Annotated in this window: 23 protein-coding genes, 1 other RNA gene and 1 riboswitch; of the genes, 14 read left to right on the top strand and 10 right to left on the bottom strand. The window is 64.7% G+C overall.

The window, feature by feature from the left end:
- Positions 1 to 3 precede the first annotated feature (3 nt).
- An RNA gene (gene rnpB, locus ABG82_RS10295) (RNase P RNA component class A) lies at positions 4 to 408 on the bottom strand.
- Positions 409 to 445: 37 nt separating this feature from the next.
- Here rnpB and ABG82_RS10290 point away from each other — a divergent pair.
- Entirely contained in the window at positions 446 to 829 is a 384-nt protein-coding gene (locus tag ABG82_RS10290; RefSeq protein ID WP_043079909.1) for a VOC family protein, read from the top strand.
- Here ABG82_RS10290 and mgtA read toward each other — a convergent pair.
- A complete protein-coding gene (gene mgtA, locus ABG82_RS10285) occupies positions 795 to 3,419 on the bottom strand; it encodes a magnesium-translocating P-type ATPase (protein WP_234708108.1) in 2,625 nt (874 codons plus the stop codon). The two genes, ABG82_RS10290 and mgtA, sit on opposite strands and share 35 nt — an antisense overlap.
- A gap of 22 nt (positions 3,420 to 3,441) precedes the next feature.
- A complete protein-coding gene (locus ABG82_RS10280; RefSeq protein ID WP_043079907.1) occupies positions 3,442 to 4,446 on the bottom strand; it encodes a VWA domain-containing protein in 1,005 nt (334 codons plus the stop codon).
- A gap of 220 nt (positions 4,447 to 4,666) precedes the next feature.
- A riboswitch (M-box (ykoK) riboswitch) is annotated at positions 4,667 to 4,839 on the bottom strand.
- Positions 4,840 to 4,925: 86 nt separating this feature from the next.
- On the opposite strand from ABG82_RS10280, the gene ABG82_RS10275 reads away from it, so the two are divergent.
- From ABG82_RS10275 to ABG82_RS10255, 5 genes are read left to right on the top strand one after another with little or no spacing between them, the layout of a single operon-like run.
- Positions 4,926 to 5,843, top strand: a complete 918-nt coding sequence (locus tag ABG82_RS10275; protein ID WP_043079906.1) for a DUF4129 domain-containing protein — start codon at positions 4,926 to 4,928, stop codon at positions 5,841 to 5,843.
- The gene (locus ABG82_RS10270) at positions 5,840 to 6,325 is read left to right on the top strand and encodes a hypothetical protein (protein WP_043079905.1); all 486 of its coding nucleotides are present in this window, start codon (positions 5,840 to 5,842) and stop codon (positions 6,323 to 6,325) included. Before ABG82_RS10275 ends, ABG82_RS10270 begins: the two co-directional genes overlap by 4 nt.
- Positions 6,322 to 7,284, top strand: a complete 963-nt coding sequence (locus tag ABG82_RS10265; protein WP_043079904.1) for an AAA family ATPase — start codon at positions 6,322 to 6,324, stop codon at positions 7,282 to 7,284. The genes ABG82_RS10270 and ABG82_RS10265 overlap by 4 nt, the downstream gene beginning before the upstream one ends.
- A complete protein-coding gene (locus ABG82_RS10260; RefSeq protein ID WP_043079903.1) occupies positions 7,281 to 8,510 on the top strand; it encodes a DUF58 domain-containing protein in 1,230 nt (409 codons plus the stop codon). Before ABG82_RS10265 ends, ABG82_RS10260 begins: the two co-directional genes overlap by 4 nt.
- Positions 8,507 to 8,953 (top strand): hypothetical protein, encoded by a 447-nt coding sequence (locus ABG82_RS10255; protein ID WP_043079902.1) that lies wholly within the window; start codon positions 8,507 to 8,509, stop codon positions 8,951 to 8,953. Before ABG82_RS10260 ends, ABG82_RS10255 begins: the two co-directional genes overlap by 4 nt.
- Here the strand turns inward: ABG82_RS10255 and ABG82_RS10250 are convergent.
- The 6 genes from ABG82_RS10250 to cobC all read right to left on the bottom strand — a co-directional run bounded on the left by ABG82_RS10250 (position 8,923) and on the right by cobC (position 15,034).
- Entirely contained in the window at positions 8,923 to 10,119 is a 1,197-nt protein-coding gene (locus tag ABG82_RS10250; protein WP_043079901.1) for an HNH endonuclease, read from the bottom strand. The genes ABG82_RS10255 and ABG82_RS10250 overlap by 31 nt on opposite strands.
- A 124-nt stretch (positions 10,120 to 10,243) precedes the next feature.
- The gene (locus ABG82_RS10245; RefSeq protein WP_043079900.1) at positions 10,244 to 11,047 is read right to left on the bottom strand and encodes a HugZ family pyridoxamine 5'-phosphate oxidase; all 804 of its coding nucleotides are present in this window, start codon (positions 11,045 to 11,047) and stop codon (positions 10,244 to 10,246) included.
- Between the two features lie 9 nt (positions 11,048 to 11,056).
- On the bottom strand, positions 11,057 to 12,160 hold the full coding sequence (locus tag ABG82_RS10240; RefSeq protein ID WP_043079926.1) for a bifunctional RNase H/acid phosphatase: 1,104 nt from the start codon (positions 12,158 to 12,160) through the stop codon (positions 11,057 to 11,059).
- Positions 12,157 to 12,879 carry a zinc ribbon domain-containing protein gene (locus tag ABG82_RS10235; RefSeq protein WP_043079899.1) on the bottom strand — a complete coding sequence of 241 codons (723 nt, stop codon included), beginning with the start codon at positions 12,877 to 12,879 and terminating at the stop codon, positions 12,157 to 12,159. Before ABG82_RS10235 ends, ABG82_RS10240 begins: the two co-directional genes overlap by 4 nt.
- Entirely contained in the window at positions 12,876 to 14,015 is a 1,140-nt protein-coding gene (locus ABG82_RS10230) for a Nif3-like dinuclear metal center hexameric protein (protein WP_043079898.1), read from the bottom strand. Before ABG82_RS10230 ends, ABG82_RS10235 begins: the two co-directional genes overlap by 4 nt.
- Positions 14,015 to 15,034, bottom strand: a complete 1,020-nt coding sequence (cobC, locus tag ABG82_RS10225; RefSeq protein ID WP_043079897.1) for an Rv2231c family pyridoxal phosphate-dependent protein CobC — start codon at positions 15,032 to 15,034, stop codon at positions 14,015 to 14,017. Before cobC ends, ABG82_RS10230 begins: the two co-directional genes overlap by 1 nt.
- A gap of 34 nt (positions 15,035 to 15,068) precedes the next feature.
- On the opposite strand from cobC, the gene ABG82_RS10220 reads away from it, so the two are divergent.
- From ABG82_RS10220 to ABG82_RS10210, 3 genes are read left to right on the top strand one after another with little or no spacing between them, the layout of a single operon-like run.
- Complete coding sequence (locus ABG82_RS10220; protein ID WP_054173185.1) at positions 15,069 to 15,719, top strand: HAD-IA family hydrolase; 651 nt, start codon at positions 15,069 to 15,071, stop codon at positions 15,717 to 15,719.
- Positions 15,712 to 16,200 (top strand): low molecular weight protein-tyrosine-phosphatase, encoded by a 489-nt coding sequence (locus ABG82_RS10215; RefSeq protein ID WP_043079896.1) that lies wholly within the window; start codon positions 15,712 to 15,714, stop codon positions 16,198 to 16,200. Before ABG82_RS10220 ends, ABG82_RS10215 begins: the two co-directional genes overlap by 8 nt.
- Positions 16,200 to 17,015, top strand: a complete 816-nt coding sequence (locus ABG82_RS10210) for an SURF1 family cytochrome oxidase biogenesis protein (RefSeq protein WP_043079895.1) — start codon at positions 16,200 to 16,202, stop codon at positions 17,013 to 17,015. Before ABG82_RS10215 ends, ABG82_RS10210 begins: the two co-directional genes overlap by 1 nt.
- Here ABG82_RS10210 and ABG82_RS10205 read toward each other — a convergent pair.
- Positions 17,000 to 17,944 (bottom strand): cobalamin biosynthesis protein, encoded by a 945-nt coding sequence (locus ABG82_RS10205; protein ID WP_043079894.1) that lies wholly within the window; start codon positions 17,942 to 17,944, stop codon positions 17,000 to 17,002. The two genes, ABG82_RS10210 and ABG82_RS10205, sit on opposite strands and share 16 nt — an antisense overlap.
- A gap of 28 nt (positions 17,945 to 17,972) precedes the next feature.
- On the opposite strand from ABG82_RS10205, the gene ABG82_RS10200 reads away from it, so the two are divergent.
- The 5 genes from ABG82_RS10200 to ABG82_RS10185 all read left to right on the top strand — a co-directional run bounded on the left by ABG82_RS10200 (position 17,973) and on the right by ABG82_RS10185 (position 22,360).
- Positions 17,973 to 18,785 (top strand): oxygenase MpaB family protein, encoded by an 813-nt coding sequence (locus ABG82_RS10200; protein ID WP_043079893.1) that lies wholly within the window; start codon positions 17,973 to 17,975, stop codon positions 18,783 to 18,785.
- A gap of 37 nt (positions 18,786 to 18,822) precedes the next feature.
- Entirely contained in the window at positions 18,823 to 19,866 is a 1,044-nt protein-coding gene (gene nicT / locus ABG82_RS10195; RefSeq protein WP_196770505.1) for a Nickel transporter NicT, read from the top strand.
- Between the two features lie 118 nt (positions 19,867 to 19,984).
- Complete coding sequence (locus ABG82_RS10190) at positions 19,985 to 20,353, top strand: hypothetical protein (protein WP_043079892.1); 369 nt, start codon at positions 19,985 to 19,987, stop codon at positions 20,351 to 20,353.
- An 8-nt stretch (positions 20,354 to 20,361) separates the two neighbouring features.
- The gene (locus tag ABG82_RS27660) at positions 20,362 to 20,919 is read left to right on the top strand and encodes a DUF3558 domain-containing protein (protein WP_078343478.1); all 558 of its coding nucleotides are present in this window, start codon (positions 20,362 to 20,364) and stop codon (positions 20,917 to 20,919) included.
- A gap of 88 nt (positions 20,920 to 21,007) precedes the next feature.
- A complete protein-coding gene (locus tag ABG82_RS10185) occupies positions 21,008 to 22,360 on the top strand; it encodes a hypothetical protein (RefSeq protein WP_043079891.1) in 1,353 nt (450 codons plus the stop codon).
- The last annotated feature ends 3 nt before the right edge of the window (positions 22,361 to 22,363 follow it).

Below are 22,363 nucleotides of genomic sequence, written 5' to 3'. Positions count from 1 at the left end.
AGGCGGGCGAGTTGGCCTGTAAGCCGGATCCTGTTCCGCACAGCCACGGGCTAGCCGCGGCCACGCAGCGGCGACCATCCATCTGGGCACACCGTCACCGGGTACCTCAAGCGGCCTACCCGGAAGCTCGGGCGAGCAGCCCTCGAACACTTCCGCAGCTGTGCACGCACAGCCTTTTGGCCTTGCTTCGGGTGGGGTTTACCGAGCCGAACCGGTCACCCGGTCCGCTGGTGCGCTCTTACCGCACCGTTTCACCCTTACCACCACAAGTGGTGGCGGTTTGTTTTCTGTGGCACTGTCCCGCGAGTTACCTCGGATTGCCGTTAGCAATCACCCTGCTCTGTGAAGTCCGGACTTTCCTCGAACCACGGGATTTCTCCCGTAGCCCGCGGCCGCCCGGCCAACTCGTCCGCGCGGTCATCCTACTCGTGACAAGCTCGTCTCTATGACGACAAAGGCTCGACTCGGCGCGATATCGATCGACTGTGCGGATCCGGCAGCACTGGCCAGGTTTTATCAGCAGGTCCTTGACCTGGAGATATTGTTCGAAAGCGAGCAATTTACCGCGCTGAAGGGCGCCGCCGTGCTGCTCACTTTCCAGCGGGTGGCAGACCATCAACCGCCGCAGTGGCCAGAAGGTGCGGTACCGAAACAGCTGCACCTCGAGCTGGCCGCGGCCGACCTGGATGCCGAAGAGGCTCGCATCCTCGGGTTGGGGGCGACCAAGGCCGAGACGCAGCCGAACCCGAGCGGATGGCGGGTACTGGTCGACCCGGCCGGTCACCCGTTCTGCATCACCAACATGATTCCTGAGGGCACCTATTCGTGACTCGGCGGCGTAGATACCACCGCTTCACCACATACGCCGCGGCCGCGTAAGCGGTTACCACGACGGCAAGCCACAGCAGATAAGCCACTGGCGGAGCCGTCATCTGGAGGGGTTCCGCCAACGGACAGAACGGCAACAGAGCGCCGACAATGGCTACGGCCATCGCGCTGAGCACGACAACCGGGGCCGGTCGCGGCCTGCGCCAGGGCAGGGTGCGTGACCGCAAGACGAGTACGACTGCCAGCTGCGTGAGCAATCCCTCGACAAACCAACCGGTTTGAAACACTGACGGCGAATCGCTACCGCCACATGCCCACCACAGCACGGCGAAAGTAACCAGGTCGAACAGCGAACTGAGCGCACCAAAGATCAGCATGAACGGGACCATGCCGCTGGACTGCCAGCGCCGCGGGCGGCGCAGGTACTCGGGATCTACTCGGTCCCACGGCAGCGCGAGCTGGGCGATGTCATAGAGCAAGTTTTGCATCATCAGCTGGCCGGGCAGCATCGGCAGAAACGGCAAGAGCACGCTGGCGGCCATGACGGACAAGACATTGCCGAAGTTTGAGCTGGCGGTGATCGTGACGTATTTCATGGTGTTGGCCAGCGTGCGCCGCCCCTCGATGACTGCGCGTGCGATCACCGACAGATCCTTGTCCAGCAGGATGAGATCGGCAGCCTGCTTGGCCGCGCCGGTCGCGGTATCGGGGGCAATGCTGGCATCGGCAAGGCGCAGGGCCGCAACGTCATTGACCCCATCACCGAGGAAGCCGACGGCACATCCCGCTTCCCGCAGCGCGGCGACGATACGCGCCTTGTGCCCGGGAGTCAGCTCGGCGAACACATCTGTCTGCGTCGCGACCGCCTGCAGGCGGGTGTCACCGAGTTTGTCGATCTGTTTTCCGCGGATGACGCGGTCACAGGCCACTCCGACCTGCGTCGCCACCTGCGCAGCGACGTGTCCGTCGTCGCCGGTCAAGATTTTCACCCGGACGCCGTGCCGCGACAAGCTCGTCACCGCGCAGGACGCGCTGGCGCGAACCGGGTCGACGAACCCCACGAAACCCACTAGGACAAGGTCGTTTTCGTCCGTCACCTGATACTGCCCCGTGCGCGCCGGGCGGCTCCTGGCCGCCACGGCCATCACTTGCATCCCACGCTTTCGATACGCGCAGATCAGGTCGCGAGCTTCGGATTTCAACTCATCGTGAAAGCCGACGACGTCGTCGCCCACCCGGGCCCGGGTGCAGTACGGCAGTACCTCATCGGGGTGACCCTTGCAGAGCAGGATGTGCTCACCGTGCAGGCGGGAGACGACCACTGTCTGTTTCCGGCGCGACCGCTCCGGGGCGATCTCGGCGAACCCGGTGTACGCCGCTTCCGCGACGACCCCCATCTGTTCCTCGTCCGCCCACTGCGCGATGGCCCGGTCGAGTCGGCTGTGGGGTCCGGCCTGAAAGTGCGTGGCAAGGTAGGCCAACTCACTGGCGGTTTCATCGATATGCCCGGTCACATCCACGCTGTGCGCGTAGACAACCCGGTCCTCGGTCAGGGTTCCGGTTTTGTCGATACACAGCACATCCATCGCTCCAAGATCTTGAATTGCGTTGAGGCGACGAATAACTACTCGTTCGCGCGCCAGCAGCACGGCGCCGCGCGCCAGATTGGTGGTGACGATCACCGGTAACATTTCCGGCGTCAAACCAACCGCAACCGCCACCGCGAACATGGCGGCCTGCCCCCAGGCGCCGCTCACCACTCCGTTCACCGCGAACACAATGGGCACCATCACCAGCATGAAACGAATGAGCGTCCAGCTGACCGCCCGAACCCCTTGATCGAAGCTGGATTCCGACCGCGGGTCAGCAGCGTGGCTAGCCAGCGCGCCGGCGTAGGTGCGAATCCCGGTGGCGACGACAACCCCGGTAGCCGCTCCCGCCACCACTGTCGTGCCGCACAGGCACAGGTTCGCGGAATCGACGACCGCGGCCACCCCTCGCACACGGCGCTGTCTCGCAGTGGCGTCCTTGTATACCGGCAGCGATTCGCCCGTCATCGCCGATTGGTCGATCACCAGGTCGGTCGCCGACACGATCCGTACATCTGCCGCCACCACATCACCGGGGCCAAGTATCACCACATCTCCTGGGACCAGCTCGGCAACCGGGACTTCGCACGCGACAGATGGCGCCTGCTCATCGGCCCGCCGGCACACCGTTGCCGTCGCCGTCACCAACTCACGCACACCTCGGATCGCCCGCATCGAACGGGTCCGCTGCCATAGGCGCAGCGCGACCGCCAGCACGATCATTGCCGCGATGGTCGCGGCCGCCTTGCGATCTCCGACGAGCACGAAGACCACACACAAACCAGCCAGCAGCGCCAGGAATGGACTCCGCAAGGATGCGCGAAGGCCCGCCACGAACCCTTCCTCGGAAGCAGAAGTCTGGCGGTTATCCCCGAAGTGGTGGAGGCGGTCGGCGGCCTCCCTCTCGGTAAGACCATCCGGAGATCCAGAGATCTCGTCAAAAACTGTGGGTAATGGCGCAGTGCTCAACTCTCGCAGGCGCCCGCAGCCATCACTGATCATCATGTCCTCGTTACGCATCTGGCTAGTTGGGAAGGCGGCGGTTGAGGAGCAGCCCGGTAAAAGCCGCTGCCAGTATGAGCAATCCTTCGAGTCGCACCCAGCTTGCACTGGCGTCGCCCTTGATGGTCTCGTATCCGATCTGCTGTTGCAGTGATGCGTACACCTGTTTGAGCTCACCCACCGATGAGGCCGAGTAGGTTTCGCCACCGGACAGCTCGGCGACCTTGGCCATCATGTCCGGCGCCCACGGCACCGGTTGGCGTTGCCCATTGATGTCGACGGTGCCGTCGGCGGTTCCGAAGGCAATGGTCGAGATCGGCACGCCTTGTTCTTTCGCGGTTCGGGCGGCGGTGTAGCAGCCCTTGGGGTTGTCCGGATTGGACGGCACGGTTTCCTTACCGTCAGACATCAGGACAATGCGCGCGGGTGCCTTGTTGTCGCCCCCTATCACCGCTCCCACGGTGGCTATTGCTTGAAGTGCCGTGAAGATAGCCTCACCGGTGCCGGTGCGTTCGATGAATTGCAGCTTCCCGATGGCGTCCACGGTCGCCCCATGATTGGTGGTGGGCGATACCAATATCGTCGACGTACCACCAAAAGCTATCAGTCCCAGGTTAATTCCAGAGGTGAGGTTCTGGGCGAACCCTTTGGCGGCCTCTTGGGCGGCAGCCAACCGCGTGGGCGTGACATCGGTGGATTGCATGGACGGCGAGACATCGATCACCAACATGACGACGGCCCGGTTGCGAGGAATTCGTACATCGTGGGTCGGCCCGGCCAGCGCAATGGTGAGAACGATCAACCCGGTCAGCAGTAGTGCCGCGGAGGTGTGGCGCCACAGACGTGGACGTTGTGGGGCCACCGAATCGAGCAGCTCGGTGTTGGCGAATCGCAGCACCCGTTTGTGACGTAGTCGTTGTGCCGCAACGTATAACGCGCCCAATGTGAGGACCAGTAGCAGTACCAGGAAGAACCACGGATGGGTGAAACCCGATAGCGTCATCGGCCCGAAAAACGGGATGTTCATGGCAAGGCTGCTTTCTCACACGAAATCCAGCCTCGCAAACCGGTTACGAACTACGCCGGGTCCAGGAGGCTGTTGGGAAATAAGTACTGTGATATGGACTTCCGCCGGACGTCATACCGTCCCCTCACCTCCTTCACGCCAGGACGCATCGCGCCGTCTTCATCACATCACCAGGCGTGCCCGCGAAAAGAAGGAAACCGATCTCATAACTGAGAACCGGCTTACACCTCTCTCGTCAGAGCTTCGGCACTACGCGACGTAATCCGGCTACACCGGAAGCCACTTCGGATCACCCCTTAGGCCGGGGAGATCTGTCCTAACCCTGGGCGTCTCTCGACGTCGTCGGATCAGTGGCCTATGTTCGCGCAGGAGCCTCGCCTAGCGAGGTGCTAACAGCCGAACTGTAAGCCACACACGTATCACGGTCAAGGTTGGCCAATGGTGGAGCGCACAACCCCGTCATCGTGCAACCATGAGGCATGAACAGTGCCGACAAACTGTTCTTGCGAGCGGCCGGGCTGATCGCCTTGGTCGTGCTCTCCGTTGCGGCGCTACGCAGCTATTTACCGGAGGTCGCGGCACTTCCCCCGCCCGAGAAACCTCGACCTCAACCTCATTCCATTGCCCTTCAGCTCGTGCTGTGCGGTGCGATATCCATCGTCATACTGTTGAGTCTTCGCCGCAGACGGCCCAAACTGCCGCTGCCGCAAGAAAGCCCGCCGTATCTACGGCTACGGGGCCTGACTCGCCGCGAAGCCCTCATCGCCGCCGCCACCGTGCTTGTTTTGGTGGGCACGGTGTGGACATCGCTCCATCTCATCGGCCCGGCAGGGCACGGTCCGCCGCCCGAGCCCGCCTCCCGCAGTTCCGAACCACGAGCGCCGGAAGCCGAATCGCATACCCCGGGCGCAGTTTCGCCGCGGCAGGACCCTGCCCTGCCGATGGTGGCGCTCGGGCTGGCGTTGGGAGGCATTGCCGTCGCGGTATTCGTGCTCAGACGCCGAGATCCGGACGACACCGATGCTGAGACCGACCCATCCGCAGAGCCAGGGGCCGCGGCCGGAACGTCCCGATCCCTTGCCCACCTGGTGGAACTCGGCCTCGCGGAGGTCGCCGAACCAGGCCGTGATCCGCGCGCATCGATCATTGCCTGTTATGCGGCGATGGAGCAGGGACTTACCGCGGCCCCCGAGGCCGCTCCGCTGGCCTCGGACACGCCATCGGAGGTTCTGCAGCGCGCTGTGCACATCGGCGCTCTCCAATCGGCGGCGGGCACCCGGCTCGTTTCGTTGTTCTCGGAAGCCCGCTTCAGCCCGCATGAGATGACACAGGCCGATCGCCAGGCCGCGGCGCGATGGCTGCAGGCCGTGTTGGACGATCTTCGGAGCCGACAATGAAATGGCTTGCCCCGGCGATGTTGCTGATGGTCGTCTTGACCGAAGCGGGTGTGGCGACCAGCCCATTGCGGGCATACACGCTGCCGATCACCGCCGTAGTAGTCGCTGTCGCGCTGTGTCTGCTCTGGCGATACCTGCACAGTCCACGTGAACCGAAGCCGTCCCCACCCACAAGCCTGCCCGCCGATGAGAGCCTGCACCGGTGGCATGCCCGCGCCGAGGCCAGAATCAGCTGGGCCGAACGCACTCGAGGCGATTGGGACCGCCAGCTTCGTCCGCTGATCGCAGCCGATTTCGAGACGGCCGCCGGGCACCGGCAGGCACGGAACCGCGCCGTGCTCACCGCGACCGGTCGTATGACCTTCGGTCCCGAGCTTTGGCGCTGGGTCGACCCCAACGGCGCCTCGGATGCAGACCGCGGGGAGCCCGCCCCCGGCCGCGCGGTGCTGCAATCAATTCTCGAACGATTGGAGCGGATGTGACATCGGTTCCGGTTTCCGTCGCAAGTCAGCACGCCGACACGGTGCTCACCGAGATCGAACGTGTTGTTGTCGGCAAACGCGATGCGCTGCAACTCATTCTGCTCACCATATTGGCGCGCGGGCACGTTCTGATCGAGGACCTGCCGGGACTCGGCAAAACATTGATCGCCCGGTCCTTCGCGGCCGCGCTGGGACTTGAATTCGCACGGGTGCAGTTCACACCCGATCTGCTGCCCGCCGATCTCTTGGGCTCCACAATCTACGACATGTCGTCCGGGTTGTTCGAGTTCCGGACCGGGCCCATCTTCACCAATCTCCTTCTGGCAGATGAGATCAACCGGACCCCACCCAAAACTCAGTCCGCGCTGCTGGAGGCCATGGCGGAGGGCCAGGTCAGCATCGACGGTCAAACACGCATGCTGCCATCACCATTTGTGGTGTTGGCGACGGACAACCCGATCGAATACGAGGGAACCTATCCGCTGCCGGAGGCCCAGCTGGACCGGTTCGCGGCGCGGCTGCAGCTGGGATACCTGCCCGAAGATCTTGAGATCGAAATGCTGCAACGACGTTTGAACCGGGGATCGGCACCGCCGATGGTTTCGCAGGTGATCACCACCGACGACCTCATCGCGATGCGCGAAGCGGTGGAACAGGTTTCGGTGCACCCGGACGTCCTGCGCTATATCGTGGCGCTGGCGGCCGCGACACGCAGCCATTCTCATGTCGAGGTCGGGGCCAGTCCGCGCGCCGAACTTGATCTGGTGCAGATGTCGCGAGCGAGAGCCATGCTGCTCGGCCGCGATTTCGTGATCCCCGAGGACGTCAAAGCGCTGGCGGTGCCTGCGGTGGCTCACCGGATCAGTCTGCGCCCGGAGATGTGGGTGCGCCGCATCACCGGGGCACACGTGGTCGACGAGCTGCTGCATCGGCTGCCGGTGCCGAGGGCATCGGGATGATCACCTGGCGCGCTTCTCCGCTGATATCGACACTTGCCGCGTGCGCCGGTGTCGCGCTGGTGATCGCGGTGGCGACGGGACGCTGGCAGCTGATCGTGTTCGCGGCGCCGTTCATCGGCGTGCTCGTCGGTGCGGCGCGGCCGCCGTCAGATGCCCGGGTGTGGATTGCCGATGAGCCGGAACCGTTACGGTGCCTGGAATCTGAGACAGTCAGCATTGCCGCATCGGTACACGCCACGGATCCTGCGGTGGTGTACGGGCTACGGCCAGCACACGTCGAGGGTCTGCGGATCGATGCGGACAAGCGCGGAACGGCCCACCAGCTGACGATGCGGGTGTGTGCTCAGCGATGGGGCCGCTACACCATTCCCGTTGAGGTCCAGACGGTGTCGACGTCCGGCCTGTGGATTGGCGCCCCGATGCGGTTGCCCGCGGCGGAGGTGCGCGTGTACCCGTTGGCAGATCCGGACGATGTCGCGCTGCCACCTGCCGATCTGCCCGACCGGATTGGCACGCACCTGACGCGGCATCATGGACCGGGGGTCGAGTACGCCGATATCCGCGAATACGTCCCGGGTGACTCACTGCGCACGGTCAATTGGCGGGTCAGCGCGCGGCGGGGGCGCCTGCACGTCACAGACCGGCTCACCGATCGCGCCGCCGATGTGGTCGTGTTGATCGACACCTACCCGCAACCATCTGGTCCGGCGACCACGGCAACCGAGCGGTCCGCACGAGGTGCGGCCCAGCTCGTCCAGTCGGTGTTGCAGCGCGGTGACCGCGCGGGCGTCGTCGTGCTGGGCAGTGCTGCGCGGTGGCTCAACCCGGACATCGGCCGTCATCAATTCTATCGGCTTCTTGACGCCATTCTTGATGCCGGAGAATGGCATTCGCAGAGCATCAGCGCTCTCGCCCCACGTGCCGCAGTACCTGCCAACGCGATTGTGGTGGCCTTCTCCACTCTTCTGAATGCGGACTTTGGACTGGCCCTCACCGATCTGCGGCGGCGTGGACATCCGGTCCTGGTGGTCGATGTGCTGGACCGGCTGCCCTTCCGCGACGAACCCGATCCCATCGTTGCCCGGTGGTGGCGTCTGGAACGCGCTCGGATGTACCGCAATATCGCCATCACGGGCGTCGATGTAGTCGGCTGGAATCACGACTCCGGGCTGAACCACACCATGCATCTGTTGCCGAGGCGCCCCCGGAGAGGACGGCACCGATGAGTACACGCGTGCTGTTGGCGGCGGTCTTCGGGCTACTGATGGCGTTGGCGGCCGCCGACGAGCTTGTGGTCTTGGCCTGTACGGCGGTACTGGTTGTCGTTGGCCTTCGGATTCGTGCGCTCGCAGTGCTGGCTGTGCTCGCCGTCATCGGCATCCTCGCTTTCACTGAACCCTCTCCTGCGTTGACGATGCTCTGCGGGCTGGCCGCGGTGTTGTACTTGCTTGCCGCCTACCCTCTGCGCTGGCCACCGCAGGTCAACGCCCTCAGATATGAGGTGATCGTGCCCGCGCTGGTATTCGGTTGCGTGGCCCTACTGGCAGCGGCGATCCCCGTAGCACGATCGTCGTGGCTACCCTTGGCTGCGCCGGTCGCGGTAGTCCTGATCTATGTGCTGGCCCTTCGCCCATTCACTCAGGGCAGTGGCGGCGCGGTGGAACGGTAGACGGTTCCCGTTGGCGTCGTGATCTCGACGGTATGCCGATCCGTGCCGGGCACCGGCACCGCGTTCCATCCCGGCGCCTCCTTGGCGTAATTGCATCGCTCGCACAGGCCCTGGCCGTTGTCCAGTGAGGTCGCACCGCCACTCGCATTGGCCACGACGTGGTCATGATGACGGATCGAGGCGTCGCAATACGGTGTCCTGCATGTCTGATCACGTAGATCGATCAGCTCAGCCAATCCCTTGGGAAACAATCGACTTCGCGACTCCACGCCGACGAGCGCGCCGGTGCCACAGCGGCGATAGAGCCGCCGCGTGAGAACTTTCGCTCCCGAGCTGACAGCACCCGATATGAGCCGTCGCGCCACTGCGGCCGGGACAGGTCCATGACCCGCGACGGCGGCGGGCTCGTCGCCCGCACCCAGCAGTGCCTCGTCGGAGATCGTGATGTTCACACCGATGGGCACCGCCTCGGCGACCGACACTCCCGTCACCCGTTCCACCAAAGTGTCAGCCATGATCTGTCCTTGGCCACGAACCGGATCCATCGATGTGTCGGCAGCGCGTTTGAGCGCGGCATAGACGGCCACACCCTGCTTCATCGGAAGCAATGCCGTCAGATACGTCATGGTGTCCGGCGCCGGACGGATGGATACCCGGCGTTCATTCTCCGCCCGGCGCGCCCGCCGCACCACGGCCTCCGCATCCAGTCGATATGCCAAGCGCTTCGCGTCCGCAGCGAGCCGGGCATCACCCAAGCCACGGAGCGGAGACGGATCGGCACACATCTCGACATCGACCTTCTGTCGGTCTTCGACTGCAAGACATGCGGTTTCACGTACCAGAATAGTTGCACGCCATTCGCTCAGCGCACCGCACTGCAGCGCGGCAAGAGTGTGTGGCATCTCGTTCACCAGAGCCTTCGCGAAGCCGAGATGACGACCGCCGCGCGCCGGCGAATCCTGTCGCGCCAAGGCGACCTCCGCCGCGACCCCCGTCCCCTGCCGCCGCAGCGGCACCCCGTTGGCGGCCTCGTCCTCGCGGCGCGCCCGGTCAAGCAACACCGCGGCACGAGCCTGCTCCGCGGCGGCCGTAGCCTTCACGCGCTCCAGCTCGCCGATTCGTTCGACGAGCCGGGCCGCGCGGACGGCGGGATCGGTCTCTGACACACCACCGACGCTACTCGCACATCAGTTCGATGTGGTCCAGCTTTCGTTGTTATCCACAACCATTCGGATACTGGGCAAGTTATCCACAATCTTGCCGATCAGTGGACATCGACATCTCAACGCGCTAAGCGCGCGGATCAGCGAGCCGCGCCAACTGCACCGTGGCCGCCCGGAGCTGATCAATCGCGTCGATCGGCTCCACATAGCCGACTCGCGTCACCGACCAGCCCCGCGGCGTGCCGACCCGGACATCCAGCCCATAGCGGTCCGCGCCTTCACAACGTGCGTCCGTGGCATCCGGATATCCGCCCAACTGCTGAGCCATGGCGAGCAGCGCCTGCCCGTGATCATCGTTGAGATGTTTGATCGCGCCAGCCGCGTGGGGCGAAACCGGATCGGGTTCGGCGGCATCGTATTCGGCACCTGTGGCCGAATCCATGCGGCCGTAGCCGCCCACCCAGCGCACCCGCTCGACGTCCAGGATCCAGACAGAGAAATCGCTGTAGTCGATATAGAAGCGCGCGGCAGGCACCCCGGCGATGTGGGCCGCACGCGCGGCCGGCAACTCATCGGGGCCGGGTCGGCGGACCCTGCCCGCAAGAGTGATCCGGGTGTTGGCCAGCGGGTCCTCGGGCGGGTTGGGCGCCACGATGGACACGCTGGCCCGGGCGTCACGCAACAGGTTGCGTCCATGTTCGGCCATCTGCGAGACGCACAACACCGGTGCACCGTCCAACAGTCCATAGGTGACCAACGAGGCCCATGGGTCGCCGTCGGCAGACAGGCTTGCCAGCGTCGCGGTATTCGTGGACGCGGCGACCGTCCTGGCCTCCTCCGCGGCAGACGGCCGGGCCGAGTTGGCCACCTCTGTCAGGGGTGGAGCGATGGTGGGTGCATCGCCAGGATCACCGTGATCGCGAGAAGCCATAGCGACATCCTAAGTCAGATAGGAGGTTTCGTTGACAAGTCGTACCGATGCCGGTCCGTCCGAATAGAACTCGGCAATGCTCAGCGAGGCCAGATCCAGGTGCAGTCGGTACAGCAGCCCGGGTCCGGCATCGAGCGCCAAGCGCAGCAGCGTCTTGATGGGTGTGACATGCGAGACCACCAAAACCGTTGCGCCGCCGAATTCGGCGATGATTCGGTTGCGCGCGCGCCGTACCCGGTGATGCACGGTGTCGAAGCTCTCGCCCTCCGGCGGAGTCACCGAAGTATCGCTGAGCCACTGGCGGTGCAGCTCAGGATCGCGCGCGGCAGCCTCGGAGAATGTCAAACCTTCCCACTTACCGAAGTCGGTCTCGATCAGATCGTCGTCGACCGTCAACGGGACGCCCAGCGCGGCAGCAGCCGCCCCCGCGGTCTCCTTGGCCCGGCTCAGCGGCGAGCTGATCACCGCCGCGATACCACCGCGGCTCGCCAGGTAGCGTGCCGCCCGCGCGGCCTGTTCGCGGCCCAGTTCGGTCAGTTCCGGGTTGCCGCGTCCGGAGTAACGGCGCTGCACCGAAAGTTCGGTCTGCCCATGGCGCAGCAACAACATCCGGGTGGGCTTGCCCCGGGCCCCGGTCCAGCCCGGCGCGGTATCGGCCGGCTTGTTTTCCTTGGCCTCTTTGGGCTTCTTCGGCTCCTTGGGCTCGATACCGCTGGCCCGGTCCATTGCCTCATTGGCCAGCCGATCGGCATGCTTGTTGCGTTCCCGGGGAATCCATCTGTAGTCGACGGAATCGAATTGCATTGCCGCGGTAACAGCCTGCTGGTACAGCGTGATCAGGTCAGGATGCTTGACCTTCCATCTGCCGGACATCTGCTCAACGACCAGTTTGGAATCCATCGAGACGCTCACCTCCGTGGCGCCCACACGCGCCGCCTCGGCCAGTCCCGCTATCAAACCCCGATATTCGGCGACGTTGTTGGTGGCATGACCAATGGCCTCACAGGCCTCCCCCAGCACCGTCTGGCGGTCGGGAGAAAACACCACCGCGCCGTATCCAGCCAATCCGGGGTTGCCACGTGAACCACCATCGGCCTCGACAAGAACCTTCACGGGCGCACCAGGATCGCGCTGCATTCGGGGCACCGCAACACCTCGTCGGCGGCGGCGGCCGAAATCCTGGACAGTTCACCACGGTCCAGCTCGATGCGGCATGCGCCGCACTTGTTGCCCTGCAGCAGCCCCGCACCTGGACCACCCGAACGACGCTGGCGTTCATAGGCTTCCAACAGAACCCCGTCGATGGATGACGACAACCCATCGCGGCGCTGCCGGATCCGGTTCTCCTCGGCATCGGTATCGATAGCGACCGCCCGCTGGATCCGTTCGATCTCCGCCAGCCGCTCGGCGACCTTGTCGGCGTTGGCTTGCGCCGACGCCTGTTGCTTCTGCAGCTCTTCGCGGCGCTCCATCAGCTCCAGTTCGGAATCCTCCAAGCTGGACTGACGGCGCTCCAGGGTATCCAGCTCATGCTGAATCTCGGTGAGTTCCTTGGGGTTGGTGCTCGCCGAGGCGAGCAGGGACCGGTCACGGTCTTCCCGCTGCCGCACGGCGGTCACCTCCGCGTCCAATTTGGCAACCTGCTCGTCCAGGTCTTCCAGAGCGATGGCAAGGGCGCCCACCTCGTCGAGAATGGTGCGCTGCTGCACCTGCAGTTCCCCATGTTCCTGACGCTCGGGCGGGTTCGCGCGCCGGTGCGCCACCCGTGTCAGTTCGGCGTCTACCGACGCCAGGTCGACCAGTAGACGTTGTTGCGCTACTTCGGCTTTCATGCGTTGTCTTCTTTCTCTGGGCCGCCCAGCGTCCACGGGTCGGTACGAACGGGAGAGATACGGGTCGGCAGCTTCTCCCCGAACTCGTTATCGAGCACACGCGCCGCCTGCGCGCACCATGGGAATTCACTGGCCCAGTGCGCGACGTCGACAAGAGCGACGCTACTTGTCCGGACATGCTCGTCGGCAGGATGGTGCCGAAGATCCGCGGTGACGTAGGCGTCGACACCTGATTTCACCGCCGCGCCCAGCAGCGAGTCACCCGCGCCGCCACATACCGCGACAGTCTGGATCAGCGCGTCCTGGTCGCCGGCCGCCCGGGTCCCCCACACCGTCTCGGGCAGCGCGGCACGTACCCGGGATACAAAGTCCCGCAAGGGCTCCGGCTCAGTCAGTACGCCCACCCGGCCCAGGCCGGTGCCGGAAGGGACAGGCGCCATGGGTAACACGTCGACGGCCGGGACCTCGTACGGGTGGGCGGTGTGGATCGCCGCGAACAGCTCACGACGCAACCGCGCCGGGGCCACCATCTCCACGCGGTCCTCGACCACCCGTTCCACCACACCGTGCGCACCAATGGAGGGGTCGGAACCCTCCAGCGGACGGAACTGGCCGGTGCCGGTGACACTCCACGAGCAGTCCGAGTACGCGCCGAGATGCCCGGCGCCCGCCTCGAACATGGCGCCGCGCACGGCCTCCACGGAATCGGTGGGCACATACACCACCCACTTGTCGAAGTCGGCGAACTGCGGTTCCAGCACCGAAGTCACTGTCAGTCCAAGGGATTCGGCCAACGCGTCAGAAACTCCGGGGCTTGCCGAATCGGCGTTGGTATGCGCGGTGAACAGCGCGCCGCCCGAGCGGATGAGCCGATGAATCAGCGCTCCCTTGGGCGTGCTGGCCGCCACCGTGTCCACACCACGAAGCAGCAGTGGATGATGCGCCAGCAGAAGATGCGAACCTGCGCTATCCATCTCGTCAAGCACCGCGGCAGTCGCATCGACGGCGACGGTCACCGTGTCGATCTGCTGGTCTGGGTCACCACACACCAACCCCACCGAATCCCACGATTCGGCCAGGGCCGGCGGATACGCCACGTCAAGCGCGCCGATGATGTCCGCGAGCCGCACACCCACTACAAGATCTCCTTCATCGCTTGCACCAGCTCCGGCCATTCGGGCCGCACCGCCACCCTCAGATAATCCGCGTCCAGCCCCACAAAGGTGTCGCAACGCCGGACGGCAATATTTTTGACCTCCAGGTGTTTTCGCATCAAATCGGCGTTGGGAACCGCCACCAGCAGGAACGGGGCCGCACCAGCGGTGACCGACAAACCCAACCCGCGCAGCGCATCGGCCTGCTGGTGCCGCGTCTCGACAAGCCGTTGCGCGTCCCGGGCCGCGCTCGCCACCGCTTCCTGGGTGTTGCAGGCCGCGAGTGCTTCCAGTTGCAGTGTGCCCAAAGGCCAATGCGCGCGCCCGCGCGCAAGAACGTGCAGCACCTCCGGGTCGCCGACGGCGTAGCCCGCGCGCAGCCCGGCGAGCGCCCAGGTCTTGGTGAGGCTGCGCAGTACCACCAACCCGGGCAGGCTCAGTGCGGCCACCGACTCCGGCTCGCCCGGCACCGCGTCGATGAAGGCCTCGTCAACCACCACGATCCGTCCGGGCCTGCGCAACGCCAGCAGTTGCGCACGGCTGTGCAGCACGCCGGTCGGATTGGTGGGGTTACCGACGACGACCAGATCGGCGTCCTCAGGTACCCGCGCCGCGTCGTCGAAAGTGAACGGAGGCGGCAACACCACATGGTCGATGGGGACACCCGCCTCAGCAAGGACCGCCTCGGGCTCGGTGAATCCCGGCGCCAGCACCGCCGCCCGGCGCGGACCCAGCCGTGGCAGCATCGCGAAGCCTTCCGCGGCACCGGCCAGCAGCAGCACCTCCTCGCGCGCGCGGCCGTGCCGACCGGCAATGGCGCCGACGGCGCGTTCCTCGTCGGCGCGGCGCGGATAGCTGCCCAGCTCGTCGAGCCGGGAGGCGAGCCGGTCCCGCAACCATGGTGGTGGCGCCGCGGCACGCACGTTCACAGCAAAGTCCAGGACGCCGGGTGCCAGCGCCTGGTCGCCGTGGTAGCGCACTCCCTTTCGCGGCCCAGTCATGTCTCGACACTAATGTAGGGGGGTGGCTCCTCCGATGCTGGTGATCTTCGATCTCGACGGCACCCTGACCGATTCCGCGCCGGGGATCGTCTCCAGTTTTCGCCACGCCCTCAGCCACGTCGGCGCCCCCGAACCCACCGGGGACATCGCATCGCGAGTGGTCGGGCCACCCATGCACATCACACTCGGCTCCATGGGCCTCGGCGACCGCGCCGATGACGCGATAGCGGCCTACCGTGCCGACTACGGCGAACGCGGCTGGGCCGTCAACGAGATGTTTGACGGCATCCGCGACGTGCTGGCCCGGCTGCGTGATGCCGGGGTACCCATGGTGGTCGCGACGTCGAAGTCCGAGCCGATCGCGGCGCGCATTCTGAAGCATTTCGGGCTCGCCGAGTTTTTCCAGGTTATTGCCGGTGCGAGCCCCGACGGTGTGCGGTCCAGCAAGGCCGATGTGATCGAGCACGCGCTGTCTCAGCTGGAGGATGTTCCCTCGACCGGTGTGGTGATGGTCGGAGACCGGGTGCACGACGTGGAAGGCGCGGCCGCACACGGAATCGGCACGGTCGTCGTCGACTGGGGCTATGGAGCAACCGATTTCGACGGCGATCCCGGCGAGTTGGCCGAGTGGATCATCGGACGCGTGGGGACCCCGGAGCAGCTGCTAGAGGAGCTTCATGTCTGAGCTGCATGTCACCTTCGTGTGCACCGGAAACATCTGTCGTTCCCCCATCGCCGAAAAGATGCTTGCCCACCAGCTGGCCGAACGCGGGCTGGGCGATCGGGTCCGGGTGACCAGCGCCGGCACCGGCGATTGGCATGCCGGGCAACCCGCCGATGAACGCGCGGCCAGTGTGCTTGCCGAGCACGGGTATCCGACGGCGCACCGCGCCGCCCAGGTGGACGAGGACCATCTGAGCGCCGATCTGATCATCGCCTTGGCGCGCAATCACTCCCGAATGCTGCTGCATCTGGGGGCCGACCCCGAGCGGGTGCGGCTACTGCGATCCTTCGATCCGCGAGCCGGCCGTGCCGCGATGGACGTCGAGGACCCGTACTACGGCGACCGCAAGGATTTCGTCGAAGCGCTCGAGGTCATCGAAGCGGCGATGCCGGGCCTGCACGAGTGGGTCGACCAGGCCCTCGCGGAGCGTGAGAACAGCTGATGCGGCGGCTCGCGTTTCTGCTGCGCCCGGGCTGGATCGCCCTGGCGCTGGTGGTGGTCGCGTTCGCGTACCTGTGCTTCACAGTGCTGGCCCCCTGGCAGCTGGGCAAGAACACCAAGACTTCGCGCGAGAACAACCGCATTGCCCAATCGGTGAGCGCCGATCCGGTGCCGTTGAAAGACGAGCTGCGGCCCGATCACTCGATGCCCGAGGATTCGGAGTGGCGGCGGGTGACGGCGACGGGTCACTATCTGCCGGATCAGCAGGTACTGGCGCGGCTACGCGTGGTCGACGCGAAACCCGCATATGAGGCGCTGACGGTGTTCCAGGTAGACGGTGGTCCCGCGATTCTGGTGGACCGGGGCTATGTGCGGCCCGAGCAGGGCACCAGCGTTCCGCCGGTGCCCCCCGCCCCGGCAGGGCAGGTCACCATCAACGCGCGGCTACGAGAACCCGAGCAGCAGTCGGAGAAGGCGCCGTTCCTGGAGAACGGTCAATACCAGGTGTATTCGATTGTTCCGCTTCAAGTTTCGACACTGCTGAAAACACCGCTGGCCGGACCCTACCTACAGCTTGCCGAGGGGCAGCCCGGCGGTCTGGGCGCGATCCCGCTGCCCCAGCTCGACGCCGGACCGTTTCTTTCGTACGGCATTCAGTGGATCGCCTTCGGGATTCTGGCGCCAATTGGCTTGGGGTACTTCGTGTTCTCGGAGATCAGGCAGCGCCGGGCCGCGGCCGCCGCCGTGAAAGCCGTGAAGCCGGGGACACCGCAGACCACCGAAGAGCGGTTGGCCGACCGTTACGGACGGCGCTGATGCAGCGCCGCGAGCACCGCGAGAACGGCCGTGACGTTCTGCACCGCACGCGACAGCAGCACCGCCTCATACATGTCCCCGACCCGCGGGGGTTCACCGTCGCCGAGCACGGGGCGCACTTCCTCGCCGTACGGGTAGCGAAGCGGGCCGCCCAGCTTCACCCCGAGCGCCCCCGCGAAGGCGGCTTCCGCAACCCCGGCGTTGGGACTGGGATGGCTACGCCCGTCACGCAGACACACGCGCGTCGCGGCTACCACCGAGCCCCCTAGGAAGGGGGCGACTACCGCGGTCGCCAGAGCGGTGATCCTGGCCGGCAGCAGGTTCATCAGGTCATCCAACCGTGCTGCCGCCCAACCGAATCGCAAGTACCGGGCTGATTTGTGTCCGATCATCGCATCGAGGGTGTTGACCGCGCGGTAGGCAAGCACCCCGGGAACCCCGGCGACCGCAGCCCAGACCAGCGGCCCCGTATGCGCGTCGGAGGTGTTCTCCGCCAAGGACTCCGTGGTGGCGCGGGCTATGCCACCCACGTCGAGCAGGTCTGGATCGCGGCCGCATAGCGAGGGCAGCAGCGTGCGGGCACTGTCGACGTCGCCGGAGTAGAGATGGTCGGACATATCAGCACCCACCCGGACCAGGGACGTCCCACCCAGCGTGGCCCAGGTCGCGGCGGCGGTCACGACCACAGTGGCGGCCGCGGAGCGTCGTGTGGCACGTTCGGCGGCCCATCCGGCGGCAGTGACGGCGGCCAGCAGTGCCGCGGTGTGGGCAGTGCCGGCGAGCTTGGAGTCACGGTAGGTGTACGCCTCTACGGCGGCGGCTAGCTGGCCGAATCCCGCCACCGGATGGAACCGCTGCGGGTCGGCGAAGCAGCGATCCAGGGCGTAACCGAGGGCAATACCCGCGGCGCGGAATCCTCGGCGCGACACAACGTAACCCTATAGAATTTGCTGCGCAATGAAGCACTCCCCTGCCAGGCTCGTCGACCTGGTCAACCCCGCTTCGCTGTTGTTGCCTGCCTCGAACGTGATCATGCAGCTGTCCCATCCGGGCGTCGGATATGGCGTGCTGGAGAGCCCTGTCGACAGCGGCAACGTCTATAAGCATCCGTTCAAGCGGGCTCGCACCACCGGGATGTTCCTGGCGGTCGCCACGATGGGCAGCCGCCGAGATCGCGAGGTCATGAGGCGAGGTGTCGACGCGGTGCATCGGCAGGTGCGCTCGACACCCCAAAGCCCGGTGAAATACAGCGCCTTCGATCCCGAATTGCAGCTGTGGGTGGCGGCGTGCCTGTACCAGTACTACGTGCAGGCGTACGAGTCGCTGCACGGTCCCCTCGATGATGCGGCGGCCGATGAGATCTACCGTGACGCATCGCGAATCGGCACGGCGCTGCAGGTGCGTGCCGAGGCCTGGCCCCCGGACCGGGATGCGTTCGACGACTACTGGAAGCGCTCGTTGGACGAGCTGCGCATCGACGAGCCGGTACGCGAACATCTGCTGGGCGTGGCCTCGTTCAAAATGCTGCCGTGGCCGCTGAACCTGGCTGGGCGGTTCAATCTGTTTGCGACCAAAGGGTTTCTGCCTCCGCGGTTCCGGGAGCTGCTGCAGGTTTCCTGGACCGGCCGTGATCAACGGCGCTTCGACGCGCTGCTCAGCGCGCTGCGGGCGGTCGACCGAGTGGTGCCCGGGCCGCTGTGGACGTTGTCCTATGCCGTGTTGATCTGGGACATGCGGTTACGCGAGCGGCTGGGTAAGCCGGTCGTCTAGGCTCGCAGACGTGCCGTTACTCAGCGCTTGGCGTCGTTTGGATGTGGGTCAGCGGCGCAGCGTCATCGGAATGACCGTCGCGGTGATCGCTCTGCACGTTCTCGGCTGGGGCATGCTGGTCTTCCTGGTTGCGCCCGCACATTTCACAGTGCAGGGCAGCGTTTTCGGGGTCGGGTTGGGTGTCACCGCGTACACACTGGGCATGCGTCATGCCTTCGATGCCGACCACATCGCGGCCATCGACAACACCACCCGCAAGCTGGTGGCCGATGGCCGACGACCGATGTCCGTGGGTTTCTGGTTCTCGCTGGGGCACTCGTCGATTGTGTTCATCATGGTTGGACTGTTGGCTTTTGGCGTTAAGGCATTGGCGGCCAACGTTTCCGATGAACACTCGTCGCTGCAGCAATGGACCGGCGTATTCGGCACAGCGGTGTCGGGCACGTTTCTGCTGCTGATCGGATTGCTCAATCTGGTGTCACTGATCGGGATCTACCGGATTGCCAAGCGGATGCGCGGCGGCGAGGTGGACGAGGCCGCGCTGGAGCGCGAGCTGTCCAATCGCGGTGGACTGAACCGGCTTTTCGGTCCGTTAATGGCGACGATTCGCAAACCGTGGCAGATGTACCCGGTGGGGCTGCTGTTCGGGTTGGGGTTCGACACGGTGACCGAGGTATCGCTGTTGGTGATCGCCGGTGGTGCCGCGGTGACCGGATTGCCCTGGTACGCGATCTTGGTGCTGCCCGTCCTATTCAGTGCGGGGATGTCGCTGTTCGATTCACTGGACGGTTCGCTGATGAACTTCGCTTACGACTGGGCGTTCCAGGAACCGGCGCGCAAGATCTACTACAACCTGGTGGTTACCGGGCTGTCTGTGGCGGTTGCCGTGCTGATCGGGTCGCAGGAGATCATCTCGATCCTCACCGAGAAACTGGACATCACGTCGGGACCGCTGGCAGCAGTCGGCGATCTGGATCTGGCCGCCATGGGCTACGTGATCGTGGCGCTGTTCATCGTGACGTGGGCGGTGGCTGCGCTGGGCTGGCGATACACCGGAGTGCGTCGACGCTGGGGCGGATAGTGATTGACGTGCGGAAACAGCGATCCAAATTCGATGGAACCGATCCAGGACTCTCAACGTCCTATACACATACGATGAATCTCACCTGGCCAACCCGGCCGTGACCTGAGGGGGCTTTATGTCGTTGGACAACCTGAAGCAGAGCGCCGCGAACGGAAGCCTGGTGCTGCATCTCGACGGCGACGTCATCGACCAAGTCATCAGAGCATGTGACGCATACATTGGCGCGCTCAAAGATCTCAAACGGGATGCGCAAGATCTCGCCACGTATCAGTTGGGATTCGCTGAGCTGAAACTTGAGTCAGGAAGGGCCCTTGCCAACGCGTACCAGCTGAAAGCTGACAGAGGGCATTCCAGCGCAGCAGATGCGTTCGAGTCACACAAGCAGCAAGTAGAAGAAATGAAGTCGCTCTTTGTTGCGATCCGCAAAGACTACCGGGGTACAGAAGCAAACAACGCTAGCAACTTCGGACAGTTCACGAAGTAGCGGTCAAAATGTCTCGTATGCTCGTCGGCGTAGTCTTCGCCCTCGTTCTAACTAGCTGCTCAACTCAAGTTCCAGGCGCGCCAGTCACATCGTCGAAACCCACCACAACCTCGCAATTGCCCACCAATGCGAACGGGCGTGTCCATATCACGTTCGATCCGTGTAAGGACATACCGGCAGCAGCAATCCAACAACTGCAGCTCGATGCTAAACCGCCGCGATCGGACACTCAGTCCGACGGCGATATTGAAAACGTGTTCTGCAAGTACTACCCGCGCGGCGAGTACCTACTTACTCTGGCTGCATCAAATTACACCCTGGAAATGTTGCGACAGTCCAACAACGAATGGGGTTACCAGGATCTCGAAATCGGCGGCAGAAAAGCACTGTTCGGGTACCGATCCGTACAACCAAAAACTGATTCCTGCGCTCTCAACATATCAGCATCAACCGGCGTATACGGCGTCCTCATTAGCTCGTCACCTGGCGAGTTCGCTCCGTACCCGGACTGCCTAACTGCGGCCCGTAAGAACGCAGAGGGACTCGTCCCGTATCTCCCACTTTGAAATCTTCCGAAAAGATGGAACCAATCCACTACCGAGTGCGTCTCATCCGTAAAGAGCTAGTTGCACGTCAAGACACGAAGGAGCGGCCATGAGCGAGGACAAGTGGACTCAAGGCAACCGCGAACGCGAGGTGGTCTACGCGAAGCAGCGCTTACACGGCTCGAACATCGATGGCGGAACCGAGTCCGTCGGCGTCCCTACCGAGGACTTCAACAGCTGGTCCCACGAGAGAATCAAGGCAGCGTCAGATGCCTTTGATTCCGGCAAAGCGATCGAAGTCTCGAAGGACTGGGAAAAACTGGCTACCGGTTTCAGCAAGGCCCTGGACGACTTCAAGCGGTCCTTCGACGTCGCCGTCGGCGCCCAGTGGACCGGAGAAGGCGCCGAAGCCGCCAAGCAAGGTATCGCTGATTACAAGAGTCACGCCGAGAAGGTCAGCGACGGCCTCTCGCTCATGGCCACCAAGCCCGCCGAGGTCGAGACGGCGATGACACAGATCAAGGGCCTGATGCCTGAGGTCGTCAAAGTCGAACAACCTCAGGAACGTACCCAGGCTGCCTACGAGCATTACTACGCACAGCAGGCCCTCGCCAATCAGAAGCAAGACGAAGCCCGCATGATCATGCGCAACGTCTGGTCACCCGTCTCACAACAGGCCGGCTCCGGGCTCCCCGCTCTCCCACCGGCTCCGCAGTTTGCCGACGCTGCAGCTGCTGCCGTCAAGACCGCGTCGTCGCTATCAGGCTTGGGCATCGGCAAGGACATCAAGGCCGATCAGATCAAGCCCATCGACGAAGCCGCGGTCCGCGCGGCCGCAGCGGCGGCTTTGGCTGACCCCACGCAGGCAACCACCTCGGGTGGCGCCGGTGCGGCGGGTGCCGCGGCGGGTGCGGCGGGTGGCGCCTCCGGAGCGGGTGCTGGCGGTCCCGCTGCCGCGGCAGCCGCCGCTGCTGGTGCGGGCGCTGGCACTCGACCGTCATCCGGTGGCAGCACCACCGCGACCGGCCCCAACACTGGATCAGTCCCCGGCACCTACGGCATCGGGCGATGGGGTAAACCGACCGTCAACAAGGACGACAAGAAGGACGAGAAGGTTGACATCAGTCCTCTCGCCGCGGGGCCGATCATCGCCGGCTCGTACACCGCGAGCGCGGGCATGGGGCTGTCGGCACCACCGGCTGCTTCACCGATGTCGGGCATGGGCATTGCCCAGCCCCCGACCATGATGACTGCCGGCGCCGCAGGCCAGCATCACCAGGAAGACGAGGATCAGCACTTCACCCCCGAGTTCCTGGTAAGCCTCGACAACGGCAATGAGCTTGTCGGCCCGCTTCCTAAGGTGTCCCCCGCTGTCATCGGCGTGTGGAACGAAGAGCATGTCGACTATCAGAATCCGCATGCCTCTCCATATGACCCGAAGCCGTACGACGGCGAGGACTAAACC

It is taken from the genome of Mycobacteroides immunogenum (genome assembly GCF_001605725.1).
GTDB classification, from domain to species: domain Bacteria; phylum Actinomycetota; class Actinomycetes; order Mycobacteriales; family Mycobacteriaceae; genus Mycobacterium; species Mycobacterium immunogenum.
This window is presented reverse-complemented; position numbering and strand designations above follow the sequence as displayed.